Raw genomic sequence first — 13,689 nt, 5'->3', positions numbered from 1 at the left:
TTGTTATGACAATTCGGATTGAAAATTTAAATAAAACGTTTGGACAATTTACAGCATTATCTCAGATTAATTTAGAATTTCCGCAAGGTGAATTTACGGCGTTATTAGGGCCAAGTGGGTGTGGTAAAACGACCTTATTGCGGATTATTGCAGGATTAGATTTTGCGGATAGTGGCAATATCTTATTTTCAGGACGAGAAGTTAGCCATTTAAGCGCAAAAGAGCGTAAAGTTGGATTTGTTTTTCAGCATTATGCGTTGTTTCGCCATTTAACTATTTTTGAAAATGTCGCCTTTGGATTGCGTATCCAACCGCGTAAACAGCGTTTATCCGCTGCGGAAATTGAACAACGAGTGATGGAGTTATTACGCTTAGTGCAATTAGAGAAATTTGCACAGAGCTATCCAGATCGGTTATCAGGTGGTCAACGCCAGCGTGTTGCGTTAGCTCGTGCTTTAGCGGTAAAACCGGAAGTATTATTACTTGATGAACCTTTTTCTGCGTTAGATGCACAAGTACGCAAAACGTTGCGCCGCTGGTTAGCTCAATTACAGAAAGAACTAAATATCACCAGTATTTTTGTTACGCACGATCAGGAAGAAGCATTAGAAGTAGCTGATCGCATTGTGGTGATGAATCAAGGGAAAATTGAACAAGTCGATCAACCAGAACAAGTTTATCATGCGCCACAAAGCCAATTTGTGAATTCATTTGTGGGGGATAGTAATGTGTTTCGTGGGGTATTAGACCAAGAGAATTTTATTGTCGGTGAATTCGCGCATCGCTTAACGAAACAACAAACAGCAACTACGAATGGCGATACGGTTGCGTATGTACGCCCATATGAATTAACGCTTTCTCGTTCTGCAGAAAATGCTTTAGCGAAAGGGGAAATAGTACATATTTATTCTATTGGATTTTTAGCGCGAATTGAGATTATGAGTGCACAAAGTGAACAGCCGATAGAAGTGCTATTAACCAAAGAAAAACTGCAAACGGAACAATTTAAAGTGGGTGAAACCGTGTTTTTGATCCCTGATAACTTAAGTTTATTCCAAAATATGAATATTTGAGTTTGGAAAGTTGGGTTATCCACAGAGAAATTCGCCCCTTTTGATCGAGGTGAATTCAGTCATCAATGTTAATGCTTTCTCTTAATACGGCGAATTTTTGCTTTGCGTGGTTGTGAGGAAACGGAACCAAGATAGATTGCAAACATAGTAATAGCTGCACCGCTCCATTGAATTAAATTAATTGGTTTATCTAACACAGAATAGTCAATTACTAAAGCAGCAATAGGTTCAGAGAGAAGCAATAACCCAGTTAAGGCAAGGGAAAGTAATGGTACGCAATAGGCAATCATCCCCCAAGCAAAACATTGCATTACCGCGCCATATACAAACACCCAGAACCAATCTAGAGCAGTAGTTGGATAGAGGTTATCCGCATTCAATAGTAGCGCCGGTAGAATTAATGCAACCATTCCGCCAATACTAATTAATAGCATCATAGGGTAAGTCGATGTCTGTTCGACCTCGTGAGTTTTACGAATAAACACCATTGATAAGGCAAGGAATAAACTAGACAGAATACCGCTAATGAACCCCCATAAAGCATTGTCGTTATAAGAAAATTCACTGCCAGTAATCAAATAAACTCCAATAATGGCTAAACAGAGGCTGACCAACTGCATGAATGATTGTTTTTCTTTGAAATAGAGAAAACTAATTGCTGTCAGAAAGAAAATTTGCAGGCTGTTTAGTAAGGTGGAAATACCGGGGCCAACGGCGTAAACACTTTCATGCCATAACGCCAGATCGAACGCTAAAAATACACCAGCAAGCAGGGCAAAAGCGATAGCTTTACGAGAGGTTGGCATACGCTGTTTAAAACTAATTGCCAAAATGAAAAAGATGACTGCGGCGATTGCTAATCGCCAAAAAGCGATAGCATAAGCCCCGACCGGTACATGGGCAACAATTAAGCTGCCCAAACCAAACACCACACAACCGAAAATAATTCCGGGTATGGCGAGGCGTTGTTTTTGCATATTTTCTTCCTATTTTATATTTAATTATTATCTTGCTTTCGTTGAAGCTGTATAGAGCTCCATTGCTTTTGGCATAAGACGTTCTAAGTTTTCTTTACGAGATTTATCGCTTGGGTGAGTAGAAAAAATGGTTGGAATAGAACCGCCATTACTCATTTTTTGCATTTTATCCCATAAATTTGGTGCGGCTTGTGGATTAAAACCAGATTGTGCACTTAGCATTAAACCCAATTCATCAGCTTCACTTTCAGCACTACGTGAGAAAGGTTTCATAATCCCAAGGTCAGCTACACTACCAACTAAATCTTGCGAAGTCCCAGCACTGATACCTTGAGAGGCTAAAGCTCCCATAGCGATTACAGCGGCAATAGATACTGCTGTTTGGCGGTTTGCTTGGCTTTTACCGTGTTCAAGTAAAGCGTGAGCCATTTCGTGCCCCATGACTACGGCAATTTCATCATCAGTTAGATTTAATTTATTGACTAAACCGGTATAAAACACCATTTTTCCACCCGGCATTGCCCAAGCATTAAGCTCATTAGACTTAATTACAGTAATTTCCCAATCAAATGGTACGCCGGTTTTATTGTATTGGCGAGCATAAGGTACCATTTTGCTAAAAATACGGTGAACACGTTTTGCTGTTGTTGAGGTTGTATCAACAGTTCCTTTGCCTCTTTCTGCAGTAATGGCTTGATGATATTGGTTAGCAGAAGATTGATTAATTGAACGGGTATCTGCACAGCTAGCTAATAAAATCGTCATACATAACGCAGTTAAAGTACGTTTTAATGTTGGCGAAAGAGTGAGCATAGTAGATTCTCCTATTTTGTGATGAATAAGAAATAGTTGCCATAGTGGCTATCATTTCGTTTTTTATTACAAAGATCAATAGCAAAGATTTAACAATTTAAGCATTTATTTGTAACCTTTTGCGGTAACGGGCTGGTGTGATGCCAAATTGTGCCTTGAACGCATCATGAAAAGCCGTTTCGGATTGGTAACCAACTTTTTCCATAATTTGTGTCAGGCTTAAATGAGATTGCATTAATAATTTTGCGGCAAGAGACATCCGTAAAATCCGAATTAATGTTTGGATACCCATACCGGTTGCCTGATGAAATTTCCGTGCAAATGTGGCACGGGAAAGATAAGCGATATTAGCAAGCTCTTCGGTAGTATAAGAAATTGAAAGATCTTCCAGAATGGTCGTCATCACTTTACTTAATGCGGGATCAGAAAATAGCCCGATCAGATTTTGTTGTTGCGGTAATTCAGTTAAATGACGTAAGGCAAACAGCAATAATAATTCACACATCGCTTTAATTGCAGTTGCACTGCCTAAATGGCGAGCTAAAGCCTCTTGATGAATCAAACTCGATAACGCTTGTAATTGGGGAATATCTTTTAATGAAACGATTAACGGTTCTGGTAATAGCTTCAGTAAGCCAGCGGCTGCGTGGTTGGTCGCTTGATAATGTCCGCATAACATTTGTAGCGTAGGATCGGTTGTACAGTTGTGTCGATATAAAATGCCGTTTTGCTGTTCTAACTGTAAAGGTTCTTGAGAAGCTTGATGACCAATATGATGCTTTCCACCTTGTGTCCATAGACAAAAATCACCTGCTTGTAGATGATAGGTCTGTTGTGCGGAATGCATATCGCAACTTCCCTCCAACAATAAATGAAAATAAGCAGTACCTTTTTCAGCTTGCTGATGTTCAATTAAATAAGGTGCTTTGAAACTGCAAAACACATCAATAGACGTTTTGATATCTAATAATTCTAGGAAATGATCAATACTATCCATAACTTTAAATGAGATGATAACGTAGTTTTTTGCGATTCTAACATCTTTATAGTCTTATAGGAAAGGTGCAAAATAGCCTGCGTTAAATCGAGATAACAATGAATTTATGAGGAGAAAATTATGTTAGATTGGAAAAAATATCGTACTCAATTAATGAGCCGTTTAGGTATCTTCAGCAAACTTTCACCAGATACAATGAAAGGTTATCAAACCTTAAGTAAAGCAGGTGAAGCAAGTGCATTAGATGCAAAAACCAGAGAATTAATTTCTTTAGCGTGCGCAGTAACAACTCGTTGTGATGGTTGTATTAATGTACATACTGACGCAGCGATTAAAGCAGGTTGTACTCAAGAAGAGATTGCTGCTGCTTTAGGTGTTGCTGTGGCGATGAATGCAGGTGCAGCAATGGTTTATTCTGCACGTGTATTAGATGCTTATGAAACATTAAAAACAGAATAATGATTTTTTAGTGAGTGTCAGAGAACAAAAACCGTTATTTCCGTGAGGTATAACGGTTTTTTATAGGCTAAAAATTAATTATTTTTTCGCACGTTCAAATGAAGCTAGGATTTCTTCACGTGCAGCAGCAACGTCTTCCCATCCATCAACTTTCACCCATTTACCTGCTTCTAATGCTTTGTAGCTTTCAAAGAAGTGTTGGATTTGTGCTTTTAATAATGCAGGAATATCATTCACATCTTTGATGTGGTCATATTCTTTAGTTAATTTGCTATGTGGTACAGCAATTACTTTGGCATCTTGACCAGATTCATCAGTCATTTTTAATACGCCTACTGGGCGGCAGCGAATAACTGAACCTGGTTGAAGTGGATATGGTGTTGGGACTAATACATCCACAGGGTCGCCATCTAAAGAAAGTGTGTTATTGATGTAACCATAGTTTGCTGGATAGAACATTGCAGTTGCCATAAAACGGTCAACAAATAATGCACCAGACTCTTTATCTACTTCATATTTAATTGGATCTGAATTTGCTGGAATTTCGATTACAACATAAATATCATCTGGTAATTCTTTACCAGCAGGTACATTTTTTAAACCCATTGTATATTCCTTCTAATGAAAAAAGTTAAGTAAAAAACTTTGCGATTATAGCCCTATTTGTTACAAAAAGTCGAGAATTAGCTTGGTAACAGCGTCATTCCATATTGAAATAATCCCCAAGCAATCATTAGCATAATCGCACCGATCACAAAATCTAATACACGCCAAGTAAATGGCTTTTTAAATAGTGGGATAAGAAAGCGAGTTCCATATGCTAAACTGAAAAACCAAATTGCAGAAACACAAAGTCCACCTATTAAAAAGGCGATTTTTTCTTGCCAAGCTAATGTACCCGCAATGCCACCAATAATAACCACAGTATCAAGGTAAACGTGCGGATTGAGTAAGGTAACACTGAGTGTCAGTAAAATTGTTTTGGTTAATGATGCAGTATTTGCACCAGAGTCGAGCTGTAAACTTGCATTGCCGCGATAGGCACTACGCCATGCCCGTAAGCCATAAATACATAAAAAACCAGCGCCGATAAAGGCTAATGCAACGGCAGCAGTATGATGATGGCTAATAAATGAACCTAAGCCTAACACGCCAAGACAAAATAGCACCACATCACACAAAAAACAGACTAGGGCGACAGCAAAAACATGTTGTCTTAATAATCCTTGTTTTAATACAAAGGCATTTTGTGCTCCGATTGCTACAATTAAACTGCCTGTGACAAAAATACCATGTAAGAAAGCGTTCATTAGGATTCCTGATAAAGATTAATTGCCCCTTGATAGCCAAGCTGCCGCCAAGCTTCGTAAACGGTTACTGCCACTGAATTTGATAAATTCATACTACGACTATTCGCACACATAGGAATACGGATTTTCTGTTCAATCGGCATCGCGTTCAAGATATCCATTGGTATGCCTCTGGTTTCTGGGCCAAACATTAAGTAATCACCTAGCTGAAATTGAACTTGGCTGTGAGCTGGGCCACCTTTGGTAGTTAACGCAAATAGACGATTTGGTTTTTCGGTAGCAAGAAACTCCGCATAGTTTTGGTGATGTTTAATAGTTGTAAATTCGTGATAATCCAAGCCGGAACGGCGTAATTTTTTATCATCCCATTGGAAGCCAAGAGGGTGGATTAAATGTAAACGGAAGCCACAGTTGGCACAAAGACGAATTATATTCCCTGTATTTTGTGGGATTTCAGGTTCATAAAGGACAATATCTAACATAATTTTTTAACTTGAGTGGTCAATAAAAGCGTAATATTTTTCTACTTCTTAATTTTGTTGGCAACTAGTTAGGCGGTAATTTTGTATTTACCGCCTTAGTTAAGAGTTTAAGCACAAAAATGTTGTACTAATTTTTTTAATAAATCTCTGGTTGGTTGAATAAATTCAGCAGCTAAAAACTCATCAGGTTGGTGTGCTTGTTCAATAGAGCCTGGGCCTAAAACTAATGTTGGGCAAAGCTGTTGAATAAACGGTGCCTCAGTACAATAATTGGCAGAAACACAAGGCTTACCTAATAATTTTTCTACCACTGCAACAATTTCTGCTTTATGTGAACATTCATAACCAGGGATACCATCATGCAGATGTTTTATTTGTAGTAAATCTCCGTATTGTTCAAACAGTGGTTGCAGCTTTTCTTGAATCATTTCATCTAATGACTCTAATCCCATATTCGGTAATGGGCGAATATCAAACTGTAATTCACAACAACCACAGATTCGATTCACCGCATCCCCACCGTGAATAGAACCAAAGTTTAAGGTCGGATAAGGCACGGCAAAAAAGTCGTTATGGAATTTCTCTTTTAATTCATTACGTAGCTGCATTAGATGCCCTGTCGCATGATGCATAATTTCGATTGCGTTAATTCCCTTATCAGGATCACTAGAGTGACCAGAGCGACCAATCACAGTAACCGAATCACCAAAATGCCCTTTGTGAGCGCGGACAGGTTGTAATGAAGTTGGCTCGCCAATAATTGCACAATCAGGGCGAATTTCAGCGTGTTTAGCGAAAGTTCTTGCTCCTAACATCGTAGTTTCTTCATCCGCAGTAGCGAGAATACGTAAAGGTTTTTGCAGTTTGCTTAAATCCATATCGCGTAATGTATCCACGATAAAGGCGAAGAATCCTTTCATATCAGCAGAACCTAAACCATAAAAACGCCCATTTTGTTCTGTTAATTTGAAAGGATCAAATTGCCAGCGTCCAGCGTCAAATGGCACAGTATCTGTATGACCTGCTAATAGCAAACCACCCTCGCCACTGCCATAAGTTGCCAACAAATTGTATTTATTGTTAGAACCTTCGATTGGCAAAATATCAACTTTAAAACCAAGGTCTGTTAGCCAGTTAGCTAATTTTTCGATTAGTGGTTTATTACTATGATCTAATTGAGGATTATCTGTACTACTAATGGTCGGAATTTCGATAAGTTGTGAATATAAAGAAAGAAAATCTGGAAGATTTGCCATGGTTACCTCAAATAAACATTGATTCAAATAAAATAATTATGCAAAATATTAGCATAATTAATCACTATTTTATGAAATTATGCTAAAAACACTCATCATTGGTGCGAGTGGCTACACAGGGGCTGAACTCGCAAACATTCTTGTCAAACACCCTAATTTTGAACTTTGTGGGCTATATGTTTCGGCAAATAGTCTGGATAAAGATAAACCTATTTCAGAGATTTATCCACAACTAAAACGTGTGGTTGATTTGGTATTGCAGCCTTTACCAGAAGATTTAACCACGCTTGCACAGATGGCGGATTGTGTCTTTTTAGCAACAGCACATGAAGTAAGTCATCAACTTGCCCCAGTTTTCCTTGCGCATAATTGTAAAGTGTTTGATTTATCTGGAGCATATCGTGTTAATCAAGCAGCGTTTTATACTAAATTTTATGGCTTTGAACATCAATATCCTGACTTGTTGGAGAAAGCGGTTTATGGTTTGGCAGAATGGAATGAAGCGCTGATCCAACAGTCAGACCTGATTGCGGTTGCTGGTTGTTATCCAACAGTATCCCAACTCTGCTTAAAACCATTAATTGTGAATGATTTATTAGACGAAGTCCAAGTTCCCGTTATTAATGCGGTGAGTGGTGTGAGTGGCGCTGGACGTAAAGCGAGTTTAACCTCCAGTTTTTGTGAAGTGAGTTTAAATCCGTATGGCGTATTCACTCATCGTCATCAACCAGAAATTGCTACCCATTTAGGGCGAGAAGTGATTTTTACTCCGCATTTGGGCAATTTTAAACGTGGGATTTTGGCAACCATTACTGCAAAATTAAAAGCAAGTGTTACCGCAGAACAGGTAAAGCAAGCTTTTGTTCAAGCTTATACTGATAAACCGTTAGTACGGGTTTATGATAAAGGCTTCCCAAGTATCAAAGCAGTAGAATTTACCCCTTATTGTGATATTGCGTTTGCAGTACAAGATCAACATATTATTGTGGTGGGTGCAGAAGATAACTTATTAAAAGGTGCGGCAGCACAAGCAGTACAATGTGCGAATATTCGTTATGGCTTTAATCCAACCTTAGGCTTGATTTAACAATGAAACCATTAATCATTAAAGTTGGCGGTGCATTATTAGATACACCGCAAGCAATGGAAAATTTACTTACTACCTTAGCTAAATTTAAACAAACACAACAACGTGAAATTGTTATTGTGCATGGTGGCGGCTGTATTGTTGATGAATTAATGCAACGTTTGCAATTACCTGTCCGCAAAAAGCAGGGATTACGTGTTACTCCACCTGATCAAGTGGAAATTATTACTGGCGCATTAGCAGGTATTGCAAATAAAAAATTAGTAGCAACGGCAAAAGTGGCAGGATTAAATGCAGTTGGCATCAGTTTAGGAGATGGTGATTTAACCGTAGCGACACAGCTTGATCCTGAGTTAGGTCATGTAGCAAAAGTTGCACCAGCACAACAAACATTATTAACCAGCTTATTAGAAAGTGGTTTTTTACCGATCATCAGTTCTATTGCGATTGATCCAGCAGGGCGTTTAATGAATGTTAATGCGGATCAGGCTGCAACAGCGATTGCAACACTATTGCAAGGGGATTTAGTGATGCTTTCTGATGTTGATGGTGTCTTAGATAAACAAAAAAATCTGATCCCAGCGTTAAATTCATCACAAATTCAGCAATTAATAGATGATCAAGTTATTACAGATGGTATGATTGTCAAAGTTGAAGCAGCACTAGTCGCTGCGCAAGCATTAAATCAACCAGTAGAGATTGCAAATTGGAAGAAACCAGAAAAGCTGGCTGATTTATTTGCAGGTCAATGTATTGGTACAAGAATTCAGCCTTAATTAGCAAGGCTTTGGTTTAAATTAACTTCCGCCATTTAGTGGCGGTTTCATTTTTTATTGAGGTAATTATGGCACTTTGGGGCGGTCGTTTTACACAAGCGGCAGATCAACGTTTTAAAACCTTTAATGACTCATTACGTTTTGACTATCGTTTGGCACAGCAGGATATTGATGGTTCGATTGGCTGGTCAAAGGCATTAGTTAGCGTCAATGTATTTACGGCAGCAGAACAAAAACAAGTTGAAGCCGCATTGCTTGAATTAAAAGAAAGCGTAGCAAATAACCCTGAAATGATTTTGCAAGATGATGCAGAAGATATCCACAGTTGGGTTGAAAGTAAACTAATTGAGAAAGTCGGTGATCTTGGTAAAAAACTCCATACAGGACGTAGCCGTAACGATCAGGTCGCTTTAGATATTAAATTATGGTGTAAACAAGAAATTACTTCACTGCAACAAGCAATCCGCCATCTACAAAGCCAACTGATTTTTACCGCAGAAAATCATCAAAATACCGTGATGCCAGGTTATACCCATTTACAACGGGCACAACCTGTTTCGTTTGCACATTGGTGTATGGCTTATTTTGAGATGTTAGAGCGCGATTATTCACGTTTAGCGGATGCTTATCGCCGTTTGGATACCTGTCCTTTAGGTTCTGGGGCGTTGGCTGGTACCGCATATGCAGTAGATCGTGAACAATTAGCGAAAGATTTGGGATTTACCCGTGCAACACGTAATAGTTTGGATAGTGTGTCTGACCGTGACCATATTATTGAACTGTTAGCTACTGCATCATTAAGTATGGTACATCTTTCTCGTTATGCTGAAGATTTAATTATCTTTAATAGCGGTGAAGCAAATTTCCTTGAACTTTCGGATCGCGTAACATCTGGTTCGTCGTTAATGCCACAAAAGAAAAACCCTGATGCGTGCGAATTAATTCGCGGTAAAGCTGGGCGAGTTATTGGCGCATTGAATGGAATGTTAGTAACGGTCAAAGGCTTACCACTTGCTTATAACAAAGATATGCAAGAGGACAAAGAAGGTATCTTTGATGCTTTAGATACTTGGCACGCTTGCTTGGATATGGCGGCATTAGTGTTAGAAGATATTAAAGTCCACCACGAAAAAACACGTAATGCAGCGTTAAAAGGCTATTCTAATGCGACAGAATTAGCAGATTATCTCGTAGCAAAAGGCGTTCCATTCCGTGATTCTCACCATATTGTTGGCGAAGCAGTGGTTTATGCAATTAGTAAATCAAAAGCACTAGAAGAGTTACGTGTTGATGAATTTAAACGTTTTAGTGATGTTATCAGCGAAGATGTTTACGCGATTCTTTCATTAGAATCTTGTTTGAATAAACGTTGTGCAAAAGGTGGCGTATCACTACAACGCGTTGCAGAAGCGATTGCAGAAGCGAAGCAGTTGATTAAGTAAATTTATAAATAGCTAAAAATACTAAGTGTTCTTCTTTTTATGGATGAGGGGAACACTTTTTATTTGTCAGAATTAATAAAAGTAGGAGTAATGGACAAAATGGAGGCTACAATCATAAAACAGCCTCCTAATGGACATTTTGGAGGCTAAAAGTCATTTTTACTCATCAAATAATCCTGAATAAACTTTATCTTACGTTCCTTCTTTAACCCTTGATGGCATCTCAATTTGTTCTTTAAATCTCCAAATAGACCTTCTAAGTAATTTGTGGTTTTGGGAATATTCAACTCCGAATATTGCTCAAATTGAAATAACAACGGTATATTTCGTTTTAAACTGAAATAAGCCGTTCTCAGACGTTTATGGGTATACCACGTTTTACCTGTTTCTAAATTGATGCTACGTTCATTTAAATATTCTTTGTGTTGTTGATACCATTGTTTCAAGCCTTGTTTGAATTCTTTTTCTGTACAATTTTTCATTCGATATGTGAGGGCTAACAGTGCTTGTGGTGCAGGATCTTTAGGATGACGCGATAGGTAGTGGATGATGCGTTGTACTTGGTGGAATTGACAAAGTTGTACAGGAATATCAGGCAATAATGTGGTTAATCCACGTCGTCCATCGCAAATAATGCTTTGTATTTCAATGTGCTGTGATTTTAGGTATTGAATGCCTGCAAGATAGTGTTGATTGGTTTCGTATTCAACTGTTTTGATAAAAAGTATTTGTTGCGTTCGGCTGTCTGCAAAAACCATGATGCCGTATTCCCGTCCGAAATAGGTGGTATCCATCAGTAAATTAACAGCGATTGATGTCGGGGTTTTTAGCGTGATTTGGACTTTATCTAAGTGTCGTCTGATGGTCTTTTCGTTGCAATGATAACGAATGGCAAGTTGCTTGATGGTTTGCTTGCCTTGTGTGTAGGCTAGCCAAATTTCGTGAGAATTGATGCGATTGCCACCGTCAAATTGACGATGACAATCCGAACATTTGTAACGTTGTTTATGGTTGCGAGTGCCATTCTTTTTGACTCGATTTGAGCCACAGAAAAAGCATTTTTTGTATTCAAAGCCTTTGACCTATCTAAAAGCCTTTCATGATAAGCTTTTCAGAAGTTTTTAGCATCCAATTTGTCCATTACGCCTAAAAGTACATTACATAGCATATCAACACTAAGAATAAAAATAATTAAACCTGTTCTCTACATACCTCAATCACTTTTTCTCTCAACCATTGGAAAGCAGGATCGTAATGGGTTCTTTTATGCCAGACTAAGCATTTAGTAAATCCCTCGATGGGGAGTGGTGGTTCAAATAATTTAATATTATCTAAATGATGAACTAAGCGTTTTGGAACCACGGCAAGTAAATCACTATTCTGTAGAATTTCAGGTAATACAATAAAATTTTGTACAGAAAGAGTAACATTTCGTTGTAAACCTTGCTTAGCTAATGCTTCATCAGTAACACCTGAAAAGCTACCACCATGATATGAAACTAAGGCTTGTTCTAATTGGCAAAATTGTTTAAGTGATAATTTAGATTGTTTAGCAATTGGATGATCTTTGCGAACAGCACACACATATTGTTCATCGTATAAATGTTTAGCATAGATATCTGGTGCTTTAAAATCAGGCGTTACAATCGCAAAATCAATAATATTTTGTTCTAACTGTTTTTGAATGGTGCTATCAATAATCGCTAAAACCGCCACCTTAATGTGAGGTGCTTGTTGTTTTAATCGTTGTAAGAATGGAGCGATGACAGCACGCATAGCATAATCAGTACAAACGAATCTAACCGTCATTGTTGCAGTTTGCGGATCAAAAACACTCGGTTTAAGGAGTAATTCTGCTTCCATTAAAAGATTTTTTACTCTTGGCGCTAATTCTAATGCACGATTCGTTGGCTGAACGCCTCGTTGTACTCTAACAAATAATGGATCATCAAAACTATCTCGTAATCTCGTTAATATGCCACTCATTGCTGGTTGGCTAACAGCGAGTTTTTTCGCTGCCTTACTGACACTTTTTTCTTCAATTAAAGCATTAAAGGCTTTGAGTAGATTTAAATCCAGAGTACGTAAGTTTTTCATATCAACCTCTAATTAATAATCATCTTTGTGATATTGAATATTGTAATAGTCAATTTAACTTGTGTGTAATCGCTAATTATACTATTCATTCAATAGAATAATATTAGTAACTAAGAGGTTTTATGCAAAGTTCAATTAATTGGCCAAAAGGCTATACACCAGGATTTACCGATAATTTTTGTTCAAATGAAGTTATTGTTGCCGGTATGAATATTGATGAAGTATGGAAATACTTAAATGATACGAAGTATTGGCCACTTTATTATAGTAATGTAGCAGATATTCATTTTTATGATGATTATCAAGATAGTAAATTATATCCTGCTGCACGTTTCTTCTTTAGAACATTTGGATTCCCAATAGAGGCGGAAATTACAGAGTATGTTGCGCCAAGTAATGGGCAACCAGGGCGTATATCTTGGCATGGCTGGGATGGCGAGTTGGGAACAGATCAACGCTTAGATGTGATTCATGCTTGGTTAATAGAAGAGCTTGATGGCGGTAGAATCCGTATTTTGACACAAGAATCCCAAATTGGTGAGCCAGCGAAAGTATTGGCAAAAACAGTACCAAATCCAATGATTAATGGGCATCAAGCGTGGTTGGATGGTATTGTGCATAGTGTTAGAACTAAATTGGAGATATAAAATGAAAACATTGCTTTCAATTATTGTATTAACGGCTGCATTGTTTAGTTTGCAAGTATATGCAGTCGAACCTACACATACTGTTGCACAAACTATACAAGCTGAACGCTATAGTACAGTGAAATTACGAGGCAAGATTATTAGCCGTATTGATGACAAACGTTATTTATTTGAAGATGAAACTGGGACACTTGAATTAAAAATTGAAAAAAAAGCACAACAAGATTTTGATCTGACCCCGAAAAGTTAGACTGTTATTTTAAGGACTGAATT

15 protein-coding genes and 1 pseudogene are annotated in these 13,689 nt (G+C 38.0%); 7 read left to right on the top strand and 9 right to left on the bottom strand.

The features are described from left to right. Window positions 1–5 precede the first annotated feature (5 nt). The gene (locus PF272_RS00705; protein WP_065234765.1) at window positions 6–1,073 is read left to right on the top strand and encodes a sulfate/molybdate ABC transporter ATP-binding protein; all 1,068 of its coding nucleotides are present in this window, start codon (window positions 6–8) and stop codon (window positions 1,071–1,073) included. A 68-nt stretch (window positions 1,074–1,141) separates the two neighbouring features. Here PF272_RS00705 and PF272_RS00700 read toward each other — a convergent pair whose 3' ends face one another. The 3 genes from PF272_RS00700 to PF272_RS00690 all read right to left on the bottom strand — a co-directional run bounded on the left by PF272_RS00700 (window position 1,142) and on the right by PF272_RS00690 (window position 3,860). Beyond that, window positions 1,142–2,050, bottom strand: a complete 909-nt coding sequence (locus tag PF272_RS00700) for a DMT family transporter (protein ID WP_271141265.1) — start codon at window positions 2,048–2,050, stop codon at window positions 1,142–1,144. 27 nt (window positions 2,051–2,077) lie between these two features. Beyond that, the gene (locus PF272_RS00695) at window positions 2,078–2,863 is read right to left on the bottom strand and encodes a M48 family metallopeptidase (RefSeq protein ID WP_271141264.1); all 786 of its coding nucleotides are present in this window, start codon (window positions 2,861–2,863) and stop codon (window positions 2,078–2,080) included. 97 nt (window positions 2,864–2,960) lie between these two features. Beyond that, window positions 2,961–3,860 (bottom strand): AraC family transcriptional regulator, encoded by a 900-nt coding sequence (locus PF272_RS00690; protein WP_271141263.1) that lies wholly within the window; start codon window positions 3,858–3,860, stop codon window positions 2,961–2,963. Window positions 3,861–3,980: 120 nt separating this feature from the next. Between PF272_RS00690 and PF272_RS00685 the strand changes: the two genes are divergently transcribed. Further along, window positions 3,981–4,319, top strand: coding sequence for a carboxymuconolactone decarboxylase family protein (locus tag PF272_RS00685; RefSeq protein WP_065233609.1), 339 nt, complete (start codon window positions 3,981–3,983; stop codon window positions 4,317–4,319). A 78-nt stretch (window positions 4,320–4,397) separates the two neighbouring features. Here the strand turns inward: PF272_RS00685 and ppa are convergent, their stop codons facing one another. From ppa to argE, 4 genes are all read right to left on the bottom strand, one after another. Beyond that, the gene (gene ppa / locus PF272_RS00680) at window positions 4,398–4,925 is read right to left on the bottom strand and encodes an inorganic diphosphatase (RefSeq protein ID WP_065233602.1); all 528 of its coding nucleotides are present in this window, start codon (window positions 4,923–4,925) and stop codon (window positions 4,398–4,400) included. Window positions 4,926–5,002: 77 nt separating this feature from the next. Beyond that, window positions 5,003–5,629, bottom strand: coding sequence for a LysE/ArgO family amino acid transporter (locus PF272_RS00675; protein ID WP_271141262.1), 627 nt, complete (start codon window positions 5,627–5,629; stop codon window positions 5,003–5,005). Beyond that, window positions 5,629–6,111: a tRNA (uridine(34)/cytosine(34)/5-carboxymethylaminomethyluridine(34)-2'-O)-methyltransferase TrmL gene (trmL, locus tag PF272_RS00670; protein WP_065233600.1), complete on the bottom strand. Its 483-nt coding sequence runs from the start codon at window positions 6,109–6,111 to the stop codon at window positions 5,629–5,631. The genes PF272_RS00675 and trmL overlap by 1 nt, the downstream gene beginning before the upstream one ends. A gap of 107 nt (window positions 6,112–6,218) precedes the next feature. Further along, the gene (gene argE, locus PF272_RS00665) at window positions 6,219–7,367 is read right to left on the bottom strand and encodes an acetylornithine deacetylase (RefSeq protein WP_065236952.1); all 1,149 of its coding nucleotides are present in this window, start codon (window positions 7,365–7,367) and stop codon (window positions 6,219–6,221) included. 79 nt (window positions 7,368–7,446) lie between these two features. On the opposite strand from argE, the gene argC reads away from it, so the two are divergent. The 3 genes from argC (at window position 7,447) to argH (ending at window position 10,672) form a co-directional block, all read left to right on the top strand. Continuing rightward, window positions 7,447–8,454: an N-acetyl-gamma-glutamyl-phosphate reductase gene (gene argC, locus PF272_RS00660; RefSeq protein ID WP_271141261.1), complete on the top strand. Its 1,008-nt coding sequence runs from the start codon at window positions 7,447–7,449 to the stop codon at window positions 8,452–8,454. A 2-nt stretch (window positions 8,455–8,456) separates the two neighbouring features. Next, complete coding sequence (gene argB / locus PF272_RS00655; RefSeq protein WP_271141260.1) at window positions 8,457–9,230, top strand: acetylglutamate kinase; 774 nt, start codon at window positions 8,457–8,459, stop codon at window positions 9,228–9,230. A gap of 68 nt (window positions 9,231–9,298) precedes the next feature. After that, window positions 9,299–10,672, top strand: a complete 1,374-nt coding sequence (argH, locus tag PF272_RS00650; RefSeq protein WP_271141259.1) for an argininosuccinate lyase — start codon at window positions 9,299–9,301, stop codon at window positions 10,670–10,672. 146 nt (window positions 10,673–10,818) lie between these two features. On the opposite strand, the pseudogene PF272_RS00645 reads toward argH, so the two are convergent. Then, window positions 10,819–11,721 (bottom strand): annotated as a pseudogene (locus PF272_RS00645) (IS256 family transposase, variant Zn-binding type); the annotation flags it as partial. A 142-nt stretch (window positions 11,722–11,863) separates the two neighbouring features. Then, window positions 11,864–12,769: a LysR family transcriptional regulator gene (locus PF272_RS00640; protein ID WP_271141257.1), complete on the bottom strand. Its 906-nt coding sequence runs from the start codon at window positions 12,767–12,769 to the stop codon at window positions 11,864–11,866. Window positions 12,770–12,891: 122 nt separating this feature from the next. Between PF272_RS00640 and PF272_RS00635 the strand changes: the two genes are divergently transcribed. Both PF272_RS00635 and PF272_RS00630 read left to right on the top strand, forming a co-directional pair. Then, window positions 12,892–13,416, top strand: a complete 525-nt coding sequence (locus tag PF272_RS00635) for an SRPBCC family protein (protein WP_271141256.1) — start codon at window positions 12,892–12,894, stop codon at window positions 13,414–13,416. A gap of 1 nt (window position 13,417) precedes the next feature. Beyond that, window positions 13,418–13,666 carry a NirD/YgiW/YdeI family stress tolerance protein gene (locus PF272_RS00630; protein WP_271141255.1) on the top strand — a complete coding sequence of 83 codons (249 nt, stop codon included), beginning with the start codon at window positions 13,418–13,420 and terminating at the stop codon, window positions 13,664–13,666. The last annotated feature ends 23 nt before the right edge of the window (window positions 13,667–13,689 follow it).

Source organism: Gallibacterium faecale, from assembly GCF_027920745.1.
Classification (GTDB): Bacteria; Pseudomonadota; Gammaproteobacteria; order Enterobacterales; family Pasteurellaceae; genus Gallibacterium; species Gallibacterium faecale.
Note: the sequence above shows the minus strand (reverse complement) of the source record. Positions and strands in the feature narration are given on the sequence as shown.